Below are 24745 nucleotides of genomic sequence, written 5' to 3' on the forward strand. Positions count from 1 at the left end.
AATCCCTCCTTTACTATGGAAACGGGTGCGGATGTGGATTTAATTGTTCATTTGTTAACGGTTCAGTGCTATATCCAAGTGTCATCGGTACGGTATAGACTCTATCTAATCCTGTAACACGAGTAAGGTGATGGCCGAATGTCATCGGTAACATGCCTGGAATAATGACTTTTACACAGTGTAGTCCGTTCTTTTCTATAAGGGGAACGGTTTGATCTACAACGATTATTTCAAGATTAGATTGATGCAAACGATTTAAAAGTTGGTGGAGATCGGATGTTAAATCCATATCAAATGACTGTGATACATTCATTTCTTGGAACGTTTGCACTGGTGCATCTTCTCGTAAAAGGAAGTGAAGACGTTCTTCCGTTTCTTTCAATCCGTACAGCATACTGTGGTCTTCCATTTTATTAACGAAATAAGGATCTTGTAAGCATTTTTCATAGTATTCTCTTTTGTGCTCGAGTTCATCGTCTGTTATAAGTAACATGCCTGCGATTTCTTGAATGGCACTTTTTAAAGCTCGAATAGGATCTAAATGAGCGCCTCCCGCACAAACAACGTTCATTCCATTTTCACGTGTATTTTTTGCAATTACCCATAAGCTCGGGATGCCGTGTTCCATCGTCGCATTAAAAGCGTGTAATTCATATCCGGTAATCGTACGTAACCGCTGAATCATTAATTGTAATTCTGTATCATTTGCTGAACTCAGATCAAGGCGGGGAAGAGGTAATTCGGCATACCAAGTGAGTAAGAAGGCATCACGCTCTACAATTTCTAAAATGCCGTGAAAAATCGCTTCTTCTAAACTACCGCCAATTGCACATCCATTTGATGTTTCATACACGAAAGCATCTCGATGACCGAGGCTATAATAAGCAATTGATTCAGGAACTAAAAGCGGTCTGTTTTGTGATAAAGAATATCCCCATACCCAGTTTTGCTCATAATCAGGATCAAACGGCTTAAATGGAAATTTATCACGATTGTAATGTTCATTTGTATGTACACCGAGTGTGAGGGGATTTAGTGCATGTTCCTCTAAATCATGAAAACTACCATGCACATTTGTCTTTTTCCCGCGAGGTGACATACCGCAATATCGTTCTAAACCTTCTAAAATAGCAGTTGCTTCACTCACTGCAAATGAATGAGTTCGGCCTGCAACACCTTCATTTCCAAACATTAATGGCATGTTTATAATGACGTCAGCGAATGGCAATAAAGAATGCTGCATTTTGCCGTTCAACATACCGACCCGATAATCTAAATAGTCTCGCGTTAAAAATGTGTTTAATTCATGAATGGAACGGCAGCGATACGTTTCGGTGCTTACTTTTAAACTCGGTTGTAAAGAAAGTTCCGCCGCATCCGCAGTATCATCAGGTAAATTACTACATATAGGACAGAGAGGATCTGGAAGAAAAGAATGCCGCGTACATTGTAATGTTTGTAAGTTGAGTAAAATAAGTTCATTTTCTAAAGAAGAATGGTTATGAGTTAATATTTTCTCTGTTTCTACGCGAATAAGATGGCACATTTGTAACATTCCATTTTGGGTGGCGCGTACATCACGCCTCGTTACATTGTCGGCTTTAAAGGCGTATTTCCGCTGTAGTTCCCACATTTCTTGTTGATCGAAGCCAGCGATAAATCGGCGTCCATCAGAACAATGAGAACAGCCAGATGAAAGAGGATGAATGTAAGGACCGATAATACCTTCGCCAAATGAAGTGAAACCGCGAAGCCACGGAATATGATTTGAGCGAAAAATAAGTTCAGCATCATGATGAATAGTAGAAGGAGATCCGTCATGTAATACGAGAGCGAGGTGAATATTTTCAGGGAGTTCTTCTGTAATGGTATGTTGGCGAATGATGGAATATTGTTCGCATAATTGATCATGTACATAGTCTGCAAGTAGGCCATCTCCTATAAGCAATATATTTCGAGTCATAGACCATCCTCCTTTGCAATTAATACCCCATACACACCGTCTAAGTTTTCTTTCAAAAATGGTTCGATTGCTAAATCAAACACGAAAGGATAAAAATTATGTTCTTCTAAATGCTGTAAGGCAAGCTGTAAAGATTGCACATTTGGAATTTCTTCTTCTGGTTGTATTTCCACTCTAAAAGAATCAGTGTCATATAAAATAATAGATGAGTCATACAAAATATTAGCTCTGTAAGGAATCTCTTCATTTTGAATGTGAAAGAGTGCCAGTTGTAGTGCGTTTCGTAACGCTAACGTCATATTTATATTAGATGCACCGTACCATCTATCATTTATACCAATCCAAACGACAGGAAAACTAAGAATCTCTTCACTCATTGCTATTGTAGGTGTTTCATGGATTGTAGAGAGAGCATCGTAATAAAATCTACAATGCTTATCGTGAATGTCAGTTAAATCAATTGTTGTAAGTTCTTCTAGCGTATGTGACTGCCGTTCATACAGTTTATTGTTTAAATGTTGTTGTAGTGCGCGGTAAAAACCTTCTGTCATCGTTTCTCCAGCACCGATACCGATATCGTTATGTTCAGGAATAAGGCGGTGAATGATTTCTGCTACATATGTTTCAATTCCTGTTAAACCAGCTTCTCGGCGTGCCTCATTATGGGTCAATCCACTGCAAGTCATAAGAGGCAGGAGGGGAGCTGGGCCATCTGATAGTGGATTGGCTACTTGAATATAGCATTGTGATAACGGTAATTGATATGAATCTTGTTCATCCCATACATGGAATATACCGGCTTCTTTAGAAGTTAATGAATCGAAAAATTGGAATACATCAGTTGAAGTATGTTGGTTAGACCGATGCTCAAGTTTTTCAGAAAGATTCTCTATCGTATCAATTGTAAAACTTTCATCAGTTGCAAGAGGGTGTTTTATAAAAGGATGCCACGTTCCTTCGAGTGTTTCATAGTTTAATAAAAAGAATTGTGATCCTTTTTCCCGATGTGAATCATCCGCGACATGCTTAAATAATTCAAAAACGATTACATTTGCTAACATTGCAGATGTAATGGGTGAGAAGGAATCAGATGAATTTTCATTTTGCAAAGTCGTTTCATGTAGACGATGCCATGCAGATTCCCAGCATTCATCACGATTTTCCGTTACGACAGGTCCAGCTATACCGAGTGTTGATAAACAAATAGCTGGTATGAAATTCTTTTTCGCTTCTCTACAAATAGTGTGAACTGTCTTTAAACCGTCAATGTCTCCATTTTGAGAAACATATAAAATCCAATCAAAAGGTTCGAATACTTCATGCAAAGGACGGTCAATTGTAGTATCGATTTCTTGAAGGAGTACAGTGTTATCAACTTCATATGCACGTTCTATTAGCTCATGTATTCTGTCATAGTTTGTTTCATCCCGATCTGTAACGAGGTAATGAAATGTAGGTAAACCAGATTCTAATAAAGAAGAAACTAAGGAAGTAAGCATATCCCCAGAACCAAGTACAAGGACATTTGCCCCACGGTACGTTTCGAATTTTAAAGCACCCGAATGAGAATCAGCTTCTAAAAATTCAATTTGTGAAGCATATCTGTCGAGTAATGTACTGTTTAATTCATGAGGTTCATCTTGATTTGTATCGCGAACGAAACCATTTTCATATAAAATCTCTCCAATTTCAAATACGCGATTTTGATAGGGGAGAGGGAGACCATCGGTTATTTCTGCTAAAGAATAATTCCCGTTAAACATTGGCATTAGTTTTTCAATCCAGTCATAAATTCCAGCACCGTCCATGCGAAATGAACTGGCGTTATTTCGAAAATAGACACCCCCGTTTGAGTCGGGGAGGAAGAAAGTATCCTTATTTACTTTAAGTTTTGCATGAATTGGAAGGTTATTCATTTTAATCCTCCTTACGTTTAGGCATACATTATTACTTTATGTCATGAAATTTGTCCCGTATGAACAAAATAAAAAAAGGCTGTAGAATGATTCATTCTACAGCCTTTAATAGGTTAAAAATCTATCAACCTTCTAATAATAATGATTTTGGATCTTCAAGCATATCTTTAACAGCAACAAGGAAGCTAACTGCTTCTTTACCATCAACAATACGGTGATCGTAAGATAGTGCAAGGTACATCATCGGACGGTTTTCCATACGTTCTGCATCAATTGCAACTGGGCGTACTTGAATTTTATGCATTCCTAAAATACCTACTTGTGGGCTATTTAGGATTGGTGTTGACATTAGAGAACCGAATACACCACCGTTTGTAATTGTAAATGTACCACCTTGTAGTTCTTTTAATGAAAGTTTGTTATCGCGTGCTTTCATACCTAAATTACGAATTTCACTTTCGATTTCAGCGAAGTTTAATTGGTTAGCATCGCGTACAACTGGAACAACTAATCCATCTGGAGCTGCTACTGCAATACCGATATCATAGAATTTTTTGATGATAAGCTCGTCACCTTGAATTTCAGCATTTAATAATGGGAATTGTTTTAATGCTGCAACAACTGCTTTTGTGAAGAATGACATGAAGCCAAGACGTACATCATGTTTTTTCTCGAAAGCATCTTTGCGTTCTTTACGTAATTCCATGATCGCACTCATATCAACTTCGTTAAATGTTGTTAACATTGCAGATGTTTGTTGAACTTCTACAAGACGTTTTGCAATTGTTTGACGGCGGCGGGACATTTTCACACGCTCAACTGGTTTTTCGAATTCAGTTTTTGCAACTGGAGCAGGAGCTGGACTCTTTGGAGCAGCTGGTGCTTCTTTTGGTGCTGCAGCATGAGCTTGTACATCATGTGGTCTCACGCGTCCAAGTGGATCTGTGCTACGTACGTCGTTTAAGTCGATTCCTAATTCACGAGCCATTTTTCTAGCAGCTGGTGATGCAATAGGACGGTTCGTATTTGGTAAGCCTTGTAGACCCGTAGTTTGTTCAGCATTTGGAGCTGCAGCTTTCGGTGCTTCAGCTGTTTCTTGTTTTGGTTGCTCAGCAGCTGGAGCAGGTGTACTTACTGCAACTGGTGCTCCATTAGCATCTAAAATTGCGATAGTTGCGCCAACTTCAACTGTATCCCCAGGTTCGCCTAGTAACTTCGATACAATACCTGAATCTTCTGCAATGATTTCTACATTGACTTTATCAGTTTCAAGCTCAACAACGCTGCCACCTTTCTCAACTTTGTCGCCTACGTTGATAAGCCATTGTGAAATAGTTCCTTCGGTAATAGATTCTGCAAGCTCAGGTACTTTAATTTCGATCATTTTAAATGTCCTCCCCTTATTTGCCTAACGGTGTGTTTTTTCTTCTTTTGTCTTCGGTAATCTCCATTTGTTAGCCTGGCCTTGGGCAGATATTCTGCCCAAGGAACAAGCTAGAAATCTTCATTATTACTTTTTAGTTGCTGTAAACTTCAATTTCTAGTTTATCTTGACGGAAGTTATACTTCACATCTAAAGCGTGTGCAACAATTAGTTCTTGCTCAGCTTTGTGAGCGAATGGATCGCCGCCAGATGGGCTAGAGCGATCTGGGCGTCCAATGTAACCCGTTTTCACTTTATCTCCAGCTAGTTCGAACAGAATTGGAGCCATGTAATGCCATGCGCCCATATTACGAGGTTCTTCTTGAACCCAAATAATTTCTTCTAAGTTTTTAAAGCGTTTAATAATAGATTGAACTTTCTCAGCAGGGAATGGGTACAACTGCTCAATGCGAACGACATGAACCTCATCTAAGTTGTACTCATGTTTACCAGACTCAATTTCTGCTGCTAAGTCAATCGCCATTTTACCTGTACTTAAAACAAGACGTTTTACTTTGTTTGGTTTTGTGCCAAGGTTTTCTTGTTCTAAAGCAGGTTGGAAACGTCCTTCGCTTAACTGACTAGCAGTTGAAAGCGTAAGTGGGTGACGTAATAAACTCTTTGGCGTCATCAGTACTAATGGTCGAACAGCTTCGGTTCCTAAGATAGATGCTTGACGACGTAAAATATGGAAGTATTGTGCCGCGCTCGTTAAGTTTGCAACTGTCCAGTTGTTCTCAGCAGCTAACTGTAAGAAACGTTCAGGACGTGCACTAGAGTGCTCTGGTCCTTGACCTTCATAACCGTGTGGTAATAGAAGAACTAAACCAGATTTTTGACCCCATTTTGCTCTTCCAGCTGAAACATATTGATCAAATAATGCTTGCGCAGTATTTGAGAAGTCACCATATTGCGCTTCCCACATAACAAGAGTTTCTGGAGCGAATACGTTATAACCATACTCGTAACCAACAACAGCAGCCTCTGATAACGGACTGTTATGAACAGAGAATGAAGCATTAATGTTTGGTAAACGGTGTAACGGTGAATATGTTTCATTTGTTTCTGTATCGTGCAGTACGATATGACGGTGTGCGAATGTACCACGCTGTGAATCTTGACCAGTTAAACGAATTGGCGTACCTTCTTGTAAAATAGAAGCGAATGCTAACGATTCAGCAAGTGCCCATTCAATTTTACCGTTCTCTTCAAGAGCATCTTTACGGCGCTCAAGAATTTTCTTCACTTTCGGATATACGTTAAAGCCTTCTGGCCAAGATAATAGACCTTCATTAATTGCACGAAGTGAGTCAAGCTCAACACCAGTATCAATTGGCTGAATACCTTTTGCAACAACATCTGGCACTTTAACGTGAATTGTTGCATCGCTCGTATCAGCTAGTGGTACTTGTGCATAGTCGGATTTTAATTGCTCTTGTATAAACTGTGTAATTGTTTCAATTTCATCTGCATTTAGAACACCAGCAGCTTGTAATTGCTCTGCGTAAATTGCTCTTACAGTAGGGTGGTTTTTAATTTTTTTGTACACTTGTGGTTGCGTAACCGCTGGGTCATCCATTTCGTTATGACCGTAGCGACGGTAACCAATTAAATCGATTAAGAAGTCTTTTTTGAACAACATGCGATATTGAATCGCAAGGTTAGCAGCTGCAAGACAAGCTTCTGGATCATCAGCGTTCACGTGAACAATCGGAATATCGAAACCTTTTGCAAGGTCACTTGAATATTTCGTAGAACGAGAATCATAGCTATCAGTCGTAAAACCAACTGCATTGTTTGCGATAACATGAATCGTTCCGCCTGTTTGATACGCGTTCAATCTGCTTAAGTTGAGTGTCTCAGATACAATACCTTGACCAGGGAATGCAGCATCACCATGAACTAAAATTACGAATGATTTTGAAGTATCTTGATCTGGAAGACCAGATTTTTTACGATTCTCTTGAGCAGCACGTGCGAAACCTTCTACTACGGGATTCACGAACTCAAGATGACTCGGGTTATTTGCTAATGTCACGCGAGTGCTAACTTCTTCGTTACTCACGACTTGTTCTCTACCTAGGTGGTATTTTACGTCGCCAGTCCAGCCAGAATTGGCTACTGCGCCTTCTATTTTTGCATGTTTGAACTCAGCAAACATGTGACTATATGGTTTTTCTAATACGTGAGCAAGTACGCTTAGACGACCGCGGTGAGCCATACCAATCATGACATCCTCTACGCCGTTCTTAGCACCTTCTAGAACAATTTCATCTAAAACAGGTACAAGCATATCAACGCCCTCGATAGAGAAACGTTTTTGCCCAACGAATGTTTTATGCAAGAATTGCTCGAAACCTTCAACAGCTGTTAAACGTTTTAAAAGAGCAGTTCGTTTTTTATTTGATAGTGGTTGACGCAATGAATTTGATTCCACCATTTGATGCAACCACGCGCGTTCTTCACTATCTTGTATATGAGAAAATTCATAAGCTAAAGATTTTGTATAAACGTCTTTTAATCTATGAATTACATCAAGTGCAGTGTGAATACCTTCTGGTGCATCTTGCCATACTGTTTTCGCTGGAATCGCTTTCAAGTCAGCGTCGCTCAGTTCACTCATTGCTTTTTCAAGAAGTGATTGTCCATTTGCAGCATCTTCCATCGGGTTGATGTGAGCCAACGTGTGCCCGAAAGAACGAATCTGCTCAACAAGTTGAACGACTTTAAGAATTTTTTCAATGTTACCTGTGTTTTGAGGAGAAAAATGTGTTGCTGTGTTGTCCCCTGTTACGACATCATCTTGAAACGAAGGAGCTCCAAAAATTTCAAAAAGCTCTTGTAATTCCGGATCAACAGAACCTGCTCCAGTTACGTAAAGATCATACTGCTCAATAACATAACCAAGGTTCGGACCGTGGAACTTGGCCCAAGGGTTTGTCGTTGTATTCTTCCTCGTCATTTGTTTAAACCTCCCAATGCATATAATCCTTTTCCATACAAAGGTGCATTTTGCTCTTTTTCAATTAAGTAATGAATCAATAATCAATGTAAATGTTTTCTTTACTCTTATGTTATTACAATAATTTACATAATACCAAACACTATTACTTATCTGTTTTGTAAAAAAACATTCACAATAACTTATCACCCAAGTTAATCTTTCATGTTATAAAGTAATTTTACAGAAAAATGGGGTGGATATATTTGGTATACCTACATTAAAAACTAGAATTGTTACATGTAAATATAAGTATAATCGTTGGAATGTTTTGATAAAAGTTGATTAGAATTATGTATATTGAAATAATAAGCGCTTTCATAGATATTATACAACAATATAACGGAATATAGTATAAAAAATAAAAAATTATGAATTTAGCGTAAACTTTATTTCGATAGTGTTAACTATCGAAAGGAAAATGAAGGATTTCCACAAAAAAAGTGGCTAAACATAAAAATTGCTTCATAACCCGTTAGTTTCTATAAATATGCCAAAAAACACCGTAAAACCAATAACGCATTTCATCTAATAAAGAAGAGAATGAAATATTTTAAAAGGATAAAACAAATATGAAGATATTAAATTTTAAAAAAGGTGAGGAGGAAATATAGTAACGATTACATACAGTGTTCCAGGTTTTATTACAAAATAGACGTGTTGAAATCGAACAAGTTTCTTCTATATAAATAGAGTGAAAAATGATTAAAAGGAATGTAAAGGAAACTTGACGTAAAGTTTACTTTACATATATACTCGATATATGGGAGGAGGGAGAAATTTCCTTGGAAAATAAAATGGTCGAATACCGAAAAAAATTTGGACTATCTCAAGAAAAATTAGCTGAGAAACTTGGCGTTTCAAGACAAACCATTATCTCAATTGAAAAAGGAAAATACGATCCGTCACTTCCGTTAGCATTTGAAATAGCAAAAACATTTCAAACAACGATAGAACATGTATTTATTTATGAAGGAAAAGAAGAGGGGGAATAGGGATGAATTATTCACAAAAGTACTTTGTAATTATGGGTGTTATTTTTCTATTTATGAGTGGATTTATGATATTAACAGGTATAATGACGCATTCTGCACCACCAGCTATAACGTATCCATTGCTTGGGATGATGATTATGAGTTTCTGCCTAAGCTACTTGCATCCGCAATTTAAAGAAAAAGACGAGCGAATGAAACTTATTCGTTATAAAGGAATGTTTGTAACCTTTTTTGCATTAACAGCATATTATCTTCTTTTCTCTATCGGCTTAAACTTAAAAATACTTACACTATCTGCTACTGAATTATTGAATATACTTATGGCACTTACAATGAGTACCGTCTTTATCTCATTTGTTGTTTTGGCAAAAAGATATTAAGATGGAAGAGAGAAAGGAAGATTAATATATGCAAATGATGTATGCTTTTGGCATTGGGCTTGTATTATTTTTAGCTGTATTCTTATTTATTCGTAAAGACGTTCAAGGCGGGACGTTAACGAAACGAGGATTTTATAAAATGATCGGCTGTTTAGTTGTTATGTTTATTGCGATTATTGTAATGATTGTTTTAATAAGTCGGTCACTATAGAATGTAAAAAAGGAACCTTACTTCGGTAAGGTTTTTCTTTATTGTTCAACCTGAAAATTACCGCTAAATCCATTTATTATAAATAACTTATATTATATAATCCAATGAAATGATAGATAAGGAGTGTAGTATATGAATAAAAAACTATCTTCTATTTATTAACTTGTCTACTACTTGTAGCTAGTACTGCTTATTATAATATGTAACAAACGAGAACAAGTGCCACCTATATTAGTATGTGAGGATCAGGAGTACCACGTAACGAATGAACCTGCCAAAGTAGAAGAAGTTGGGCAAAAACTTGGTGAAGTAACAAAAAAAATTAAAACAAGTAAAAAACCTATTAAAAATAGAGAATCTAATACATTACAAGAGAAAACAGAAGTATTCACAATGATTGAGGAAGAAAAAGATCCTCAATCACCTTTAATCATAAAGGAAACTTATAGTGATGAATATAGGGTAGTGAGGCCGATGTTGAAGCAGGTATTGTGATGAAAAGGAGAATCTTTTGTAGACAGTAATTTCGTATCCGTGGGTGTTAAGAAAAACTTTTTTCCTTTGTTTTATTTTGTCCCCTATCGGTGCCGCTTGCATTTTGATGAATAGAGGAGCAATACAAAAGAGAGATTTCATTTTATATTTATTATTTGCTGCTATGAATATATCACTTTGGTTATTGCTTATGATTTTTGATTGGAGTATGTGGATGGTAGTAGGGCATTATTTGTTTGGAGCAGTTGTTATTGTTTTTTCGAATATGAATAAGAGCTAAGCCAGCAACCTTAAAGTTGCTGGTTTTTATTTTGCTATTTATAATGAAGAAACAAATAAATCAATATGTAAAGAAGGAATGGTATAGATAAAAGTAACGCCTGAACGGTTAGAACAGACTGCAAAGACAGTAAATAACATCAGGCACTTCTTAGAATACTTACATAATGACTTATACAATCAAATTAAGAATATCGCTATACAATGGAATGGAGCGAGTAGAGAACAATTTTAACAGAGATTTAACGAAGTAAAACCAAAAATGTTTAATGTTTTAATAGAAGTTAAAAACTACAATGTTTATTAATGAAATCTAGTGGTAGACTTTCATTAATAAACATTGTAGTAAAACAGTTGGAAGATAGATTGAAATATTTGCCCGAAGGTTCACATCAGACTGTCGTGATAGATGTGAGAGGACCAGATGGAACGAGAGAAACATTGAAGTAAATAAGAGAAGAAATAAATCAAAGAACATTTGGACAGGCAGAAATTATCATTAAAAAGATACAAAAAAGTAGGTTATATTACAGAGTTAGCACAAATGCATAAGTTATAATTTCAAGTGCCATAAGGATAACCCTGAGGAGAAAAAAGACTTCTGATTTTTAAGATTATATAAAATATTCATAGTTGCAAAAACTCTATTGTGGTAAAATATTCTATATAAATATTTAAAAGGGGAATGGCTATGGGGGATATAAAAGTTACTCCTGAACAGTTGCGAAAAGTGGCAGGGACTATTAGATCAACTATCACGAATGCAACTGCAACACAGGAGCGACTAAAACGAGATATTGATATGATTTCTAGTAATTGGTTGGGCTCAACCTATATGAAATTTAATACGGATTTCCGTGATTCATCCTTTAAGATGGCACAATTTATAATCATATTGGAGCCACTTGAGAAGTTTCTTCTTGATTCTGCTAATAAATTTGAACAAGTAGATAACATGGATGTTGCTATTGCGTTGGCTTCCAGTATTTTAACTGGGAAACCTTTTAAAGGGGATTACGAAACTTTAACAGGTGATTTTAAATTAGCAGAAGGAAATCGAGTGGGAATGAAAGCAGAAGGTTCATTGATAAAAGGTGAATATGAGATTTCGAAAGGAACAAAGCTTACTTTTAAAGGGGGAAATGGCTCCTTAGAGACCAGTGTTCCAATGGATGAAAAGACATTTATTAGTGATGTTGCAGGAGGGGGGTTAGTAGGCTTTAAAGTTGGTGCTTCTCTTTTTGAGGACTCAATAGAAAAAGAAATAAATAGCGGTTTTGCAGAAAAAGCAACAGTTACACAAAAGTTTGCAGATGCATCTGCTGTTGTTGGAATAGATGAGTATACTTTTCAGTTAGGAGCGGAAGTTACAGCACAGAAATATGAAGTTTTATTTGAAAAAATTGATATTCCAGACTTTATCCCATTTTTTAAGGATCATGATTTAACAGTTCGTTTAGAATATGGGTTTGGTACTGGAGGGGCTAAAATACACCTCGGTCAAGAGATGGGTGCATACTTTGGTAAAGCTCATGGCGGAGGTTTTTTTGCTAAATTTGAGAAGAATACAAAGGAGTAGTATGATGATAAAAATTGCGAGAATCGTAATGATGATAGCAATTGTAATTGTAATCATTGCAGGGCTAATAGCTCCATTTTCATTAAAAGAAAAGATGGTACATACATTCGGCATGCTTGTTTATGGTGCAATCGGGTTAGGTGGACTTACTTTAATAGACTACATTATTAAAAAGAAAAGAAAAGGAGAATAACTATGAAACTTTTACCAATCGGAACAGTAGTTAAGCTAGAAGATATAGAACAAATTGTAATGATTATTGGAAGAATGGTTGTATCAGCAGATAAACGTGATTTTGATTACGTAGGTGTTCCTTACCCAGTTGGCTATCTTGGGGATGAAAAAGTATTATGTTTTAATCACGATAAGATTGTAGAGGAAATGCATAGAGGGTATATGACTGAGAGTGAATTGATTCTACGTGAGAAATTAGTAGAATTATAGGTTAGTTGGAAAATACATATAGATTTTAAAAATACGATAGGGGAAACAAAATGGGAAAGATAATGAGAGCTATTGTAATCATTGGCATACTTGTTCCTCCAGTGCTGCTGTGGAGTGCACCTGATATTCCGCTAAATGATAAGTTGCTATTTACAAGCATACAACTAACTGTTGGATTCATCACAGTAGTAGCGTTAGAGATTATATTTAGAAATCGGAAAAAGAAGAGGGCGAAATAGATATAAATTGTATAGAATGGCAGATAAGAATATTGGTGGCTAATCTTCTCAATAAAAGCAATTAACAGAAGCAGGGAGAAATCCCTGCTTGATTTTTGTATAGAAGTACTAATTAGGGTATCATTAAATTAGGATGTTCGAGTCGGCCCGGCAGGTATTATCTATTAAACGTATCGTTGTTTACCTCCTCAGTTAATTCGTCTAGATTAAAACTAAGAGTTTCAGAGATTTTTCCAGCTCGTATGCTAACTACAATTGTACGAGGGGGACAGATTAGCGAACTCTTTTTCCTCCTTGAAATTCTTCATAGCAAACTTAAGTAGCATTTTCTTTTCAGTCCTTTCTCAGTTTTATGGAAACAAAAAGAGGACTACCCCTGAGTCAGCTGGTTTGCTGACTAGAAGTAGTCCTCTTTTAACTTGTGGTGTCTGATGGAGACCTCCACAGTTTTAGCTTTTGAGAATACTCTCTCAAGCCTTGATACTATTAGGTTTTATGACCCCGGAGAGGCTCGAACTCACGACCTCCACCCTGTCAAGGTGGCGCTCTCCCTGCTGAGCTACGGGATCCCAACTATAAATATTACGATCAGCAATGTGTTTTCATTTCATTCATGTAATCGAAGGATTTGTATAATTTATTGAATATTTTAACATTTAATGTATTCCTATAATAACAACAAACTTTAATGGTGTAAAGATGTAATTTTCTGAATATTATCATTCCAATTTTTATATAAAAAAATAAGCCCCGAAGAGCTTATTTTAATAATAATATCACCGCAATTATCAATGATATTATCAAAAATATAAGCATAAATAATGGAGTTTGTTTATGAACTATCTTCCTGTAACTGTCATTCCTGCTGTGTAAATTGTATCTACAGAACCGTCAGTACTTACAACTTCAACTTTATAGCGATATGTTCCATTGTCTGAAATGTTTTCGCCATATCCTGTGAAAGTAGAAATTTCATCATTACTTCCAGCTGGAACCCATTGATTTTGCCAATGGAAGAAAGTATCATATTCTCCCCAGTTATCGCCATATTTTTTCTCGATGCTGACATTGTAATGAATATCTTCAGCTCGTTCATTTGTAATTCTTGCAATTACGTTTTGACCAAAGCTATATTCTGTAGCGTGTACTTGAACTGTAACACCGTTCAACGTTTCGCTAGGACCACAAATATAACGACAGAACTCGCTTGCTCCGTCAGCATTTGCCTTTGGTGTATCAATGTTCATAGCTGTTAAACCGCCTAAAGCTAAAGCTCCTGTTAATAATACTTTACTAAATGCTTTCACTTAAAATTCCCCCTAAGTATATTCTCAATTCGTTCGATAGATATCACATCAAGTAGTTTTATAACATTAATCTAATCGACCGCTTTTTTCCTCGAGTGTATTCGCTATGAATCTTTCATCTTGTAGTAATCTAACCTCTACATAAAATTTCATAGTTTTGATTCCATATATGTATCATGATTTACATAGAACAAATCTGTTAATACGTTTTGGTTAATTGCTTATCCCACTATTTTTTATTACCTTTTATTGGTAAAACGTTGATTTTATTATATACCATTATTATCTATTTACAAGAGAAAATAATACTGTATGCAAAAATGCATAATAAAAAACACTGCTTGTATTCTGAATTACAGAATACAAGCAGTGTTGAGTTTCAATTAATATTTGATTGGAACCTAATGCTTATTTTTTATGTTTAACAGTATACATATATCATCGTTTATTAAAGTCATAATTGATAAACCTTGTCCAGGGGACGCCCTTCCTGCTGAGCTACGGGATCTTCAAAAGGGAAAGTATAAGCGATTATGAGAGTAATGTATAAAGGGATAATGATGAGAAGCGAATTTAGTAGAAAGTAGTCTTTGGATGTAGAGGTTATATTATTTCCGATACCAATCCAAAGGACCTTCATCACTCAAATCAACAAGAAAAGGGAACAAGAAGTGTAAAGGTAAGCTTATAAGTTCTGGCATAGCATTCACTGTTTTCTTTGATAGATATTGCCTCCCAAAACAATACGGACAATCTTTTTCAAATGCCAAGAGTATCGACCATACGTCTTTTACTTTCCATTTCGTTTTACAATACGTACAACGCGCCATTGAGTTCCTCCTCAGTTTAAGGTTTTTTCTAATATATTCTACTTTATTGTACGAAAGTCATTTGAATTTGATGTGGTAAAATGCAAAACAAGCCTAACCCCATTCTACATTCAGGAAGGGGCTAGGCTTGTTTTAATTTCGATCAAAGTCCCTTTGTATCAGGCTGTTTATACATTGCCTAGATAACTTCGCGTTAAATTCGGGAGGATAATTTTTCTATTTTTACTGTGTTTTTCAAATAGCTCTGATAGGAGAAAAATAAAATTTTTATACTGTTCATCATTTTCTTTCGGAGCATAAGATGCTGATAAATTCCTTCCCAAAAACCCTTCATAATCAAAAAGTAAATCATTTTGATATTCTTTAAACTCATACTTTCCATCCTTAAAAAAGCTATTAAATATTTCTGGAGTTTCATCTATTCCACCGCTAAATCCTTTAAAGTTTGGACAGGTTTTCTGGCAAATTTCTGCGTTCTCTTTAATAAGTGGACTAGTTAAATCTCTACTATTCCAAACAAGAGCAACGTTTGCTTTTTGTTTTAAAATTCGTTGGCATTCGATTTTGAAAGCCTCTTTATCAAACCAATGAAATGCTTGAGCAACCGTTACTAAATCCACACTATTTTCTTTTAAAGTGGTATTTTCGGCAGTTGCTTTTATGGATTGAAAACGAGAATATAGTTTTAACGATTGCTCAGCGATCTTCCTCATATCATCATTTGGTTCAACTCCAACAACATGTAAACCACTTTCAAGCAGCTGGCGACTAAATATCCCCGTACCTGAACCAATATCAGCCACAATCCGATTCCCTTTCAGTTGGTTAGCTGAAAGCAAGTAATCAATATATTCATTAGGATAACTAGGGCGATATTTTGCATATATATCGGCCCTGTCAGTAAAATTTTCTGTTGTTTTCACAGTACTACCTTCTTTCTTACGATATGATGTACAGAAATAGAAATTAAATATGAATTCCGGCATCAGTCTCTAAGTCTACAATTTAAGAGTCCAGCTAGATAGAAAGCCTCAGTTTCTTTATTCAAATATCCTTTATCCGTTTAGTATACTATTTTAGATAATATCTTCCAAAAGACTAGAATGGCTTACTCAATTATGTTTTAAAGTGTATATTTTTATGGATTTATTTAATAATTTATGAGCGATTGTATGTCGTATTACGTTTACGTAGGTAAGAGATTTTCATTTTTGCTATTTAAATTGGCCAATATATCCTTTTTACAATTTACTGAAAATCATGTATAACAGAGATACATGATTATTTTATCTCGCTATTTGCGGGCAGTAAGATCCCTTACCTCGAAATTTAGCAAAAGTAAAGAAGTTAGGTTGGGGTCGGGATGGCCGTAAAAGTCCGATTGGTGAGGGTTGATTAAAGTTTCACTTTATAAATATTCAGAAGTAGAGGGAGAAAAGTTGTAATGGTAAGAAAAACGTTCAAGATGCGCGTGTCTAAAAATAGAACGATTTCGATTAATGGCTCGATTCTTGATGTGGATGTTACACATGATGAATTTTTACAAGAGTTTGTTGAGTGGGTCGATTCTAAAGGTTGGTCGTTTATGGGGATAACGGATGAGATTACGCCCGAGGAAGCTAGTCAAAAGTTAATAGATTCGTTGATTGATGAGAAGGATAAGAAAGAGTAATTCCTTCTTATTTTTATTGTATATTTATGTTCTTTATCGTAAAAATATGATATAGTAAAAAATAGTGAAAATTCTTCCAGTTTAATACAAATTACATATGATTGGTAGATTTATTATTTTGTTAGAGGAGTAAATGGAAAAGGGAGAGTCATATGGTAAATTTTAAGAAAATTTTGGTTTTTATTACAGTTATTTGTTTGTTTTTGTTGACACCTATGACATTGCGTGCTGAGACGAATATTGGAGTAAATCCAGAACAAGTTGCACCACCACCTGCAGAAGGACCGAATGTTTTTAGTCAGTTTGCAACGACAATTGATGCGAAAACAGGAGATGTTTTGTATGACAAAAATGCATATCACCGTGCATATCCTGCTAGTACGACGAAGGTGTTAACAGCGATTTTACTCATGGAGCATACAAAGCCAGAGGATCAATTTACATTTTCACAATTAGCATTAGATCAAGAGAAGAGTAATTATCAAATTGAGTTTCAACCTGGAGAGACAATTAATAGAAATACTGCGCTTATGATTTTAATGGTGCTGAGTGCGAATGATGTGTCGTATGCGATTGCGGAGCGGATTGGCGGGAGTGTTGAGAATTTCGCTAATATGATGAATGAGAAAGCGAAGCAATTAGGGGCGAAAGATAGCCACTTTGTAACACCGAATGGACTGCATGATCCGAACCATTATACGACGCCGTATGATATGGCTATGATTACGAAGGGTGTGCAAAAGTATCCTGAAATTTTACAAGCGATGAATACGAAAAGAACGACAGTTACGACGTCTAGGCAGACGGTGTCTATTTTTAATAAATCTAATTTTTTTGAAAATCCATATAGCATTGGCGGTAAGACAGGGTTTACGAATGAAGCGCGTAATACACTTGTTTTATTAAATGAGAAAGATGGAAATCGTATTATAAGTGTAGTAATGGCTTCTCAAAGACCTGAAATTTATGAAGATTTGAAGCAGATGGCGGACTATTCTTTCGGTCAATTTACGAAGCAAACAGTGCTCGATAAACATAATTGGCATCAAAAAACAACATATTTAAATAAAGATGTTAGTTCTGAGTTGGAAAAAAGTGCAGAACTGATGCTTAAGAAAGATGAAGGGAAAAATGTGAAAACTATTTTCCGGGCAGCTTCATTAGATAAAGAATCTTTGTATCATAAAGGAATACATCGTGGTGAGGTAGTTGGTGCAGTTGATATTACGAAAAATAATCAAACAATTGCGACGGTAAATGTTCTTTCAACAGAAGATGTCACTTTTGCGATGCCTAAGAAAGATACAGTTGCATCTGAGGAAAAAGAGTCAAATGTGAAAGTAATAAGTGTTGGGATAGGCGCAATTGTATTATTTGGAGCCATTTTATATGTAGTGTTACGCCGTAATACAAAAGGGATGAAAACAGAAGAAAAATAACGTAGTAGTAAAAAGACTGTGGAGAGATTTTGTCACAGTCTTTTTTATATGCTAAAAAGATATTTAACTAATAATTGTAAATTTTCTTATTGCAATAACTTAAAGTTCGTTATATCATTTACTTGTGTTCTTGTTAAAGAACGTAATGGATATTGCATACTTCAAATAATATAAAACAACGGAGAGGGAGAGAGACGATGAAATTAATTTGGAAGGTAATTAGCAACGCGATCTCATTTGTTTTATTTGCATTGATGGTTTTTTTAGCTTTTGTAGTTATTTCTTCAAAAGCGAGCGGTGGTGATCCGACAGTGATGGGATATCAATTTAAGAGCGTTCTTTCAGGATCAATGGAGCCGACGTTTTTAACAGGATCAATCATTGCAATAGAACCAAACAAAGATGGTTCTAAATATCAAAAAGGTGATGTTATTACCTTTAAAGAGAAAGATCAAAAAATTATCACTCACCGTATTATCGGTGTGAAAGATACAAATGGAAAAGTAATGTATGAAACAAAAGGGGATAACAACAACGGACCAGATTTAGAGCCAGTACTTGCAGAAAATGTAGTTGGAAAGTATGCAGATATTACAGTTCCGTACGTTGGTTATTTACTGAATTATGCGAATTCAAAAGCGGGAGCAGCATTACTTCTTATTATTCCAGGAGTCTTTTTACTTGGTTATTCCGCGATTTCTATTTTTGGTGCTATTCGTAGCATTGACGGAGAAAAGAAAGATAAAAAAGTAGAACAATCCGTCTAGTTTGTTTGGTTATACTTTCCGTTTAGGAAGTTAACAAATATATATTAAGGGGATATGGACATGACTTTAAAGAAAAAATTAGGAATGGGTATTACATCAGCAGTATTAGGAGCAGCTTTAGTTGGTGGAGGAACATTTGCATTTTTCAGTGATAAAGAAGTGTCAAACAATACATTTGCGGCTGGAACACTGGATTTAGCATTAAATCCATCAACAGTTGTTAACGTATCGAATTTAAAACCTGGGGATACAATTGAAAAAGAATTTAAACTAGAAAATAAAGGCTCTTTAGATATTAAAAAGGTTCTACTGAAAACAGATTATAATGTAGAAGATGTAAAGAAAGATAATAAAGATGATTTTGGTAAACATATTAAAGTAACATTCTTAAAAAATGTAGATAAGCATGAGACAATTGTGAAACAAACTACTTTAGATAAATTAAAAGGTGACACACTTACAGCTGTAGATAATGATTTATCGGCTTGGTTCTGGGATGAAAAAGGTATTTCAGCAGGTAAATCTGATAAATTCAAAGTGAAATTTGAGTTCGTTGATAATGGAAAAGATCAAAATCAATTCCAAGGCGATAAGTTACAATTAAATTGGACGTTTGATGCACAACAAACAGCAGGTGAAGAAAAATAGAAAAAGGGCTATCACATGGATAGCCCTTTTTCTATTTTTCTAGTATTTGTCTATCAATTTTAATAGTTCTTTACTATAATATAGATAATGTTCTGTATAAAGAACGTAATGTTCGATGGGAGAGATTAAGATGCTGAAAAGACCGCGTAATTTTAAAAAGATGCTTATATTGCCGTGTATGTGTTCTATTACGTTTTATTTAGGATCTCAAATTATGACGCATACAGAAGCGGCGTTCATTCATGAAACGAAAGTAGAAGCGACGTTTTCTACAGCAATTATATTTCCGAAAACAGTTAATACGTTAAAAGAGCAATCTGAGAAACATAAACAGTTTATTGAGCGTGAGTATGGAACGATGAAGGGAAAATCGAAAGCAACTTCTATTGAAGAAATAAAACAGGCGATTTCTGTATGGCAACAAGGGCGTGAGAAAATTGTTGCTGAGAAGGAAGCTCTGCAAAATGTATATACTGAAATAGAAGTTCCTTACAATCAAATACAAGAAGAATTAAAGGTAAATAAAGATGAGTCGATGCAGCAAGTGTCCGTATATGTAAATGAAGGCTTTCGCAGTATCAAAGAGAAACGTGACTATATTGAGAAAGAAATTAGCTTGAAAGCTATTGATGAGCAAATTCAGGCTCTTCAGCAACAATTAAACGTTGCAATTGAAGCGGAAGGACAAAAGAAAGTAGAAGAACAGAAGAAAGCAGAAGAACAGAAGAAAGCAGAAGAACAAAAGAAAGTAGAAGAACAGAAGAAAGCAGAAGAACAGAAGAAAGCAGAAGAACAAAAGAAAGTAGAAGAGCAGAAGAAAGCGGAGTAACTGCTTTAGTGAAACAGCCGGAAAACAAGAATGTGGTGTAAGAGAGTGTGAACGAATAAGCAAGACTAGTAATATTTATACGAGTGTGAGGGAAAGTTAGCCCTCACCTCTTTGTTTTGCTTTTTCTTATAGTATTAAATGATTTGAGTGTGAAAAAAGATATAAATTATCATTCGTTTTTCTGAAAAGTCTAAATAATATTGAGAAATAAAAATAACTGAAAATATTAATAAATATGTGTTGTGTTTATATAGGTTTGTTCGTTATAATGAACATAAGGTTTTTAAAAAAGAACACATATTAGCTAAGCTAATATAGTTTTCTTTACATCTCTTATTGAAAAATAAGTGATAAAAATATAAAAAAAAGCTAGGGGGAATTGATTGTGAGTCTGAAAAAGAAATTAGGTATGGGAGTTGCATCAGCAGCATTGGGGTTAGCTTTAATTGGTGGAGGAACATTTGCATTCTTTAGCGATAAAGAAGTATCAAACAATACATTTGCAGCTGGGACGTTAGACCTTACATTAAACCCTAAGACGCTTGTAGATATTAAAGATTTAAAACCAGGGGATTCTGTTAAGAAAGAGTTCTTATTACAAAACAGCGGTTCGTTAACTATTAAAGACGTTAAATTAGCAACAAAGTATACTGTTAAAGATGCAAAAGGTGATAATGCTGGTGAAGACTTTGGTAAGCACGTTAAAGTAAAATTCCTTTGGAACTGGGATAAACAAAGTGAGCCTGTATACGAAACAACTTTAGCAGACTTACAAAATGTGGATCCAGATCTTTTAGCTAAAGACATCTTTGCTCCTGAGTGGGGAGAAAAGGGTGGATTAGCAGCTGGTACAGAGGATTATCTATGGGTGCAATTTGAATTTGTAGATGATGGAAAAGACCAAAATATCTTCCAAGGTGATACATTGAATTTAGAATGGACATTCAATGCTAACCAAGAAGCTGGGGAAGAAAAATAATAAAAAAGCGGGTATTCCCGCTTTTTTTTATAAAGAAAAAGAAGTGCTGGTTGTAAGCACTTCTTTCTATTATTATTTTTGATTTTGCTTCCACTTTGTAAATTCAAGAAATTCACGAAATTGTTCTTTGGAGACACCAGAGTTCATTGCATCTTTAACGAGTTGTGTCCATTCGGAGTCTAGGTTAGTTTCCTTTGTTGTTTCATCATGAAGTAAAGTATCAACTGGAATTTGTAGAACTGCTGCGATTTTTTCAAGAAACTGAATGGAAGGGTTTTTTTGTAAATTTCGTTCTATAGAACTAATGTAAGATTTAGCAACGCCAGCTTTTTCGGCAAGTTCAGTTAATGAAATCCCTTTTTGTAAACGAAGGCGTTTTATACGTTCTCCAATCATATTTGCGCACCTTTCTATCAATATGTAGTTGTCTTATGATGTCATTATTATAACATAAACTTCGTTAAAAAGAACAAACCTATTGAGCCTGACTGGATGGCTTCATACGTTGGAAAAATTGCTCAATGTCTTGCATGGCGATACCGGCATCTAGAGCTTCAAGTATTAAATCAATCCATTCTTGATCCAGTGCGTCTGTCTTATCTTTGTACAAATGTAATTCCTCCCTAATTATCGGTCATAATTGCTGCTACAGAATACATGATAATGCAATCGGATTTTGTGTTTTATATAGTGAATTATCAAATATTTTGTAGATGAAACAAAGATAAAATCCCCATTAAACTCCCTCTATGGAAATTATAAATTGTTCGATAAAAACTTTCAATATTTTCAGAAAACATTGTTGAATTGTGATATATTCGTATGCTAACTATGAAATTTTTACAAATATATTAAAAACATTACATAATATGACTAAATATTGAAAAAATATTGAATTTTTAATAAAATTCAATTTGTAATACATATTATTTATTAGGGGAGGAAATATGGGATGAACAAGAAACCGTTCAAAGTTTTGTCATCAATCGCTTTAACAGCTGTATTAGGCCTTTCATTCGGAGCTGGCACTCAATCTGCATATGCTGAAACACCTGTGAATAAGACAGCTACGAGCCCAGTCGATGATCATTTAATTCCAGAAGAACGTTTAGCAGATGCACTGAAAAAACGTGGGGTAATTGATTCTTCAGCTTCAGAGAAAGAAACAAAGAAAGCTGTTGAAAAGTATGTAGAGAACAAAAAGGGTGAAAATCCTGGGAAAGAAGCAACAAATGGGGATCAACTTACGAAAGAAGCATCTGACTTTTTAAAGAAAGTGAAAGATGCGAAAGCAGACACGAAAGAAAAACTAAATCAGCCAGCAACAGGGACACCTGCAGCGACAGGCCCAGTTAAGGGTGGTCTAAATGGTAAAGTACCAACTTCTCCAGCAAAGGGAAAAGAATATAACGGTGAAGTTCGTAAAGATAAAGTACTCGTTTTACTTGTAGAGTACGCTGACTTTAAACATAACAATATTGATAAAGAACCTGGTTATATGTATACTGACGATTTTAACAAAGAACATTATGAAAAAATGTTATTTGGTAATGAGCCATTCGCATTAGAGGATGGTAGCAAAATCGAAACGTTTAAACAATATTACGAAGAGCAATCCGGTGGTAGTTACACAGTGGATGGAACAGTTACAAAATGGTTAACAGTTCCTGGTAAAGCTGCTGATTACGGTGCAGATGCTGCTACAGGTCATGATAATAAAGGACCAAAAGGACCACGTGATCTAGTAAAAGATGCATTAAAGGCAGCTGTAGATAGCGGTCTTGATTTATCACAGTTTGATCAGTTCGATCAATACGATGTAAATGGTGATGGAAATCAAAATCAACCTGACGGTTTAATCGATCATTTAATGATTATTCATGCGGGTGTTGGACAAGAAGCTGGCGGTGGTAAATTAGGCGATGATGCAATTTGGTCACATCGCTGGACAGTTGGACCAAAACCATTCGCAATTGAAGGTACACAAGCGAAAGTTCCATATTGGGGCGGAAAGATGGCGGCATTCGACTACACAATTGAACCAGAAGATGGCGCAGTTGGTGTATTCGCGCATGAATATGGTCATGATTTAGGTCTTCCAGATGAGTATGATACAGACTATACGGGTCATGGTGAGCCAATTCAAGCTTGGTCTGTTATGAGTGGCGGCAGCTGGGCGGGTAAAATCGCTGGAACAACACCGACGAGTTTCTCACCACAAAATAAAGAGTTTTTCCAAAAAACAATCGGTGGTAACTGGGCAAATATCGTAGAAGTAGATTACGAGAAATTAAATAAAGGTATCGGTCTAGCAACATATTTAGACCAAAGTGTTACGAAATCTAACCGTCCAGGTATGATTCGTGTTAACTTACCAGATAAAGATGTAAAAACAATTGCACCAGCATTTGGTAAACAGTATTACTACAGTACAAAAGGTGACAATCTTCATACAACGTTAGAAACACCACTGTTCGATTTAACGAATGCAACGAATGCGAAATTTGATTTCAAATCGTTATATGAAATCGAAGCAGAGTATGATTTCCTTGAAGTACATGCTGTAACAGAAGATGGTCAAAAAACGTTAATTGAAAGACTTGGCGAGAAAGCAAATAATGGAAATGCAGATTCGACAAATGGAAAATGGATTGACAAATCATATGATTTAAGTCAATTCAAAGGTAAAAAAGTAAAATTAACGTTTGAGTACATTACGGATGGTGGTTTAGCATTAAATGGTTTCTTACTTGATAATGCTTCATTAACAGTGGATGGTAAAGTAGTATTCTCTGATGATGCAGAAGGTACACCACAATTAAAATTAGATGGTTTCGTTGTATCTAGCGGAACAGAGAAGAAAAAACATAATTACTACGTAGAGTGGAGAAACCATACTGGATCAGATAGCGCATTGAAATTTGCTCGCGGTCCAGAATATAACTCAGGTATGGTTGTATGGTATGCAGACTCAGCTTACGCAGATAACTGGGTTGGTTTACATCCAGGACATGGTTTCCTTGGTGTAGTTGATTCTCATCCAGAAGCAATTGTAGGAACTTTAAATGGTAAACCGACAATTGATAGTAGTACACGATTCCAAATCGCTGATGCGGCATTCTCATTCGATAAAACGCCAGCTTGGAAAGTTGTATCTCCAACGCGTGGAACGTATACGTATGATGGCTTAGCTGGTGTACCAAAATTTGATGATTCGAAAACGTATATTAATCAACAGATTCCAGATGCAGGACGTATTTTACCGAAGCTTGGTCTGAAGTTTGAAGTAGTAGGACAAGCTGATGATAATTCTGCAGGTGCTGTTCGTTTATATCGTTAATACAGTAAA

The 24745-nt window shown here is 35.7% G+C and carries 25 protein-coding genes, 1 tRNA gene and 1 pseudogene; 17 read left to right on the top strand and 10 right to left on the bottom strand.

Annotation, left to right across the window (positions count from 1 at the left end; genetic code table 11):
• Positions 1–13: 13 nt before the first annotated feature.
• From ACS2FK_RS07340 to odhA, 4 genes are all read right to left on the bottom strand, one after another.
• Positions 14–1963: a TOMM precursor leader peptide-binding protein gene (locus tag ACS2FK_RS07340; RefSeq protein ID WP_063546879.1), complete on the bottom strand. Its 1950-nt coding sequence runs from the start codon at positions 1961–1963 to the stop codon at positions 14–16.
• Entirely contained in the window at positions 1960–3879 is a 1920-nt protein-coding gene (locus ACS2FK_RS07345) for a putative thiazole-containing bacteriocin maturation protein (RefSeq protein WP_001061546.1), read from the bottom strand. Before ACS2FK_RS07345 ends, ACS2FK_RS07340 begins: the two co-directional genes overlap by 4 nt.
• Before the next feature lie 124 nt (positions 3880–4003).
• The gene (gene odhB, locus ACS2FK_RS07350; RefSeq protein WP_000569892.1) at positions 4004–5263 is read right to left on the bottom strand and encodes a 2-oxoglutarate dehydrogenase complex dihydrolipoyllysine-residue succinyltransferase; all 1260 of its coding nucleotides are present in this window, start codon (positions 5261–5263) and stop codon (positions 4004–4006) included.
• A gap of 133 nt (positions 5264–5396) precedes the next feature.
• Positions 5397–8264, bottom strand: a complete 2868-nt coding sequence (odhA, locus tag ACS2FK_RS07355) for a 2-oxoglutarate dehydrogenase E1 component (RefSeq protein WP_063546881.1) — start codon at positions 8262–8264, stop codon at positions 5397–5399.
• 824 nt (positions 8265–9088) lie between these two features.
• On the opposite strand from odhA, the gene ACS2FK_RS07360 reads away from it, so the two are divergent.
• From ACS2FK_RS07360 to ACS2FK_RS07405, 10 genes and pseudogenes are all read left to right on the top strand, one after another.
• Complete coding sequence (locus ACS2FK_RS07360) at positions 9089–9298, top strand: helix-turn-helix transcriptional regulator (protein ID WP_000428506.1); 210 nt, start codon at positions 9089–9091, stop codon at positions 9296–9298.
• Between the two features lie 2 nt (positions 9299–9300).
• Entirely contained in the window at positions 9301–9678 is a 378-nt protein-coding gene (locus ACS2FK_RS07365) for a hypothetical protein (RefSeq protein WP_048564894.1), read from the top strand.
• Between the two features lie 28 nt (positions 9679–9706).
• Positions 9707–9889, top strand: coding sequence for a DUF3976 domain-containing protein (locus tag ACS2FK_RS07370; RefSeq protein WP_001178303.1), 183 nt, complete (start codon positions 9707–9709; stop codon positions 9887–9889).
• A 146-nt stretch (positions 9890–10035) separates the two neighbouring features.
• Positions 10036–10384 (top strand): annotated as a pseudogene (locus ACS2FK_RS07375) (hypothetical protein).
• A gap of 103 nt (positions 10385–10487) precedes the next feature.
• A complete protein-coding gene (locus ACS2FK_RS07380) occupies positions 10488–10664 on the top strand; it encodes a hypothetical protein (protein WP_153596402.1) in 177 nt (58 codons plus the stop codon).
• 87 nt (positions 10665–10751) lie between these two features.
• On the top strand, positions 10752–10898 hold the full coding sequence (locus tag ACS2FK_RS07385; protein ID WP_080546092.1) for a WXG100 family type VII secretion target: 147 nt from the start codon (positions 10752–10754) through the stop codon (positions 10896–10898).
• Positions 10899–11354: 456 nt separating this feature from the next.
• The gene (locus ACS2FK_RS07390; RefSeq protein ID WP_000502309.1) at positions 11355–12242 is read left to right on the top strand and encodes a WXG100 family type VII secretion target; all 888 of its coding nucleotides are present in this window, start codon (positions 11355–11357) and stop codon (positions 12240–12242) included.
• A 4-nt stretch (positions 12243–12246) separates the two neighbouring features.
• Positions 12247–12435 (top strand): hypothetical protein, encoded by a 189-nt coding sequence (locus ACS2FK_RS07395; protein ID WP_000589990.1) that lies wholly within the window; start codon positions 12247–12249, stop codon positions 12433–12435.
• Positions 12436–12437: 2 nt separating this feature from the next.
• The gene (locus ACS2FK_RS07400) at positions 12438–12686 is read left to right on the top strand and encodes a DUF4176 domain-containing protein (RefSeq protein WP_000771619.1); all 249 of its coding nucleotides are present in this window, start codon (positions 12438–12440) and stop codon (positions 12684–12686) included.
• A 50-nt stretch (positions 12687–12736) separates the two neighbouring features.
• Positions 12737–12925 (top strand): hypothetical protein, encoded by a 189-nt coding sequence (locus ACS2FK_RS07405; RefSeq protein WP_000516409.1) that lies wholly within the window; start codon positions 12737–12739, stop codon positions 12923–12925.
• 496 nt (positions 12926–13421) lie between these two features.
• Here ACS2FK_RS07405 and ACS2FK_RS07410 read toward each other — a convergent pair.
• The 4 genes from ACS2FK_RS07410 to ACS2FK_RS07425 form a co-directional block, all read right to left on the bottom strand.
• Positions 13422–13494 (bottom strand) — tRNA-Val (locus ACS2FK_RS07410).
• A 270-nt stretch (positions 13495–13764) separates the two neighbouring features.
• Complete coding sequence (locus ACS2FK_RS07415) at positions 13765–14232, bottom strand: hypothetical protein (protein ID WP_023521451.1); 468 nt, start codon at positions 14230–14232, stop codon at positions 13765–13767.
• Positions 14233–14840: 608 nt separating this feature from the next.
• Positions 14841–15062: a hypothetical protein gene (locus ACS2FK_RS07420; RefSeq protein WP_000090211.1), complete on the bottom strand. Its 222-nt coding sequence runs from the start codon at positions 15060–15062 to the stop codon at positions 14841–14843.
• A gap of 167 nt (positions 15063–15229) precedes the next feature.
• Complete coding sequence (locus ACS2FK_RS07425) at positions 15230–15985, bottom strand: class I SAM-dependent methyltransferase (protein ID WP_063546887.1); 756 nt, start codon at positions 15983–15985, stop codon at positions 15230–15232.
• Between the two features lie 521 nt (positions 15986–16506).
• Between ACS2FK_RS07425 and ACS2FK_RS07430 the strand changes: the two genes are divergently transcribed.
• The 6 genes from ACS2FK_RS07430 (at position 16507) to calY (ending at position 21396) form a co-directional block, all read left to right on the top strand.
• On the top strand, positions 16507–16734 hold the full coding sequence (locus ACS2FK_RS07430) for a hypothetical protein (RefSeq protein WP_000251856.1): 228 nt from the start codon (positions 16507–16509) through the stop codon (positions 16732–16734).
• Positions 16735–16886: 152 nt separating this feature from the next.
• Positions 16887–18173: a D-alanyl-D-alanine carboxypeptidase family protein gene (locus tag ACS2FK_RS07435; RefSeq protein ID WP_063546889.1), complete on the top strand. Its 1287-nt coding sequence runs from the start codon at positions 16887–16889 to the stop codon at positions 18171–18173.
• 197 nt (positions 18174–18370) lie between these two features.
• The gene (sipW, locus tag ACS2FK_RS07440; protein ID WP_000767802.1) at positions 18371–18940 is read left to right on the top strand and encodes a signal peptidase I SipW; all 570 of its coding nucleotides are present in this window, start codon (positions 18371–18373) and stop codon (positions 18938–18940) included.
• 60 nt (positions 18941–19000) lie between these two features.
• Positions 19001–19588 (top strand): CalY family protein, encoded by a 588-nt coding sequence (locus ACS2FK_RS07445; protein ID WP_063546891.1) that lies wholly within the window; start codon positions 19001–19003, stop codon positions 19586–19588.
• Between the two features lie 115 nt (positions 19589–19703).
• The gene (locus tag ACS2FK_RS07450) at positions 19704–20417 is read left to right on the top strand and encodes a DUF4047 domain-containing protein (RefSeq protein WP_438875508.1); all 714 of its coding nucleotides are present in this window, start codon (positions 19704–19706) and stop codon (positions 20415–20417) included.
• Between the two features lie 385 nt (positions 20418–20802).
• Positions 20803–21396 carry a biofilm matrix protein CalY gene (gene calY / locus ACS2FK_RS07455; RefSeq protein WP_000053715.1) on the top strand — a complete coding sequence of 198 codons (594 nt, stop codon included), beginning with the start codon at positions 20803–20805 and terminating at the stop codon, positions 21394–21396.
• 72 nt (positions 21397–21468) lie between these two features.
• On the opposite strand, the gene ACS2FK_RS07460 is transcribed toward calY, so the two are convergent.
• Both ACS2FK_RS07460 and ACS2FK_RS07465 read right to left on the bottom strand, forming a co-directional pair.
• Complete coding sequence (locus tag ACS2FK_RS07460; RefSeq protein ID WP_000578885.1) at positions 21469–21792, bottom strand: helix-turn-helix domain-containing protein; 324 nt, start codon at positions 21790–21792, stop codon at positions 21469–21471.
• Positions 21793–21871: 79 nt separating this feature from the next.
• Entirely contained in the window at positions 21872–22006 is a 135-nt protein-coding gene (locus tag ACS2FK_RS07465; protein WP_000276219.1) for an anti-repressor SinI family protein, read from the bottom strand.
• Positions 22007–22348: 342 nt separating this feature from the next.
• Here ACS2FK_RS07465 and inhA1 point away from each other — a divergent pair, with 342 nt between their 5' ends.
• On the top strand, positions 22349–24736 hold the full coding sequence (inhA1, locus tag ACS2FK_RS07470; protein ID WP_063546895.1) for a M6 family metalloprotease immune inhibitor InhA1: 2388 nt from the start codon (positions 22349–22351) through the stop codon (positions 24734–24736).
• The last annotated feature ends 9 nt before the right edge of the window (positions 24737–24745 follow it).

The sequence above is a fragment of the Bacillus cereus group sp. BceL220 genome (assembly GCF_051776965.1).
Classification (GTDB): Bacteria; Bacillota; Bacilli; order Bacillales; family Bacillaceae_G; genus Bacillus_A; species Bacillus_A cereus.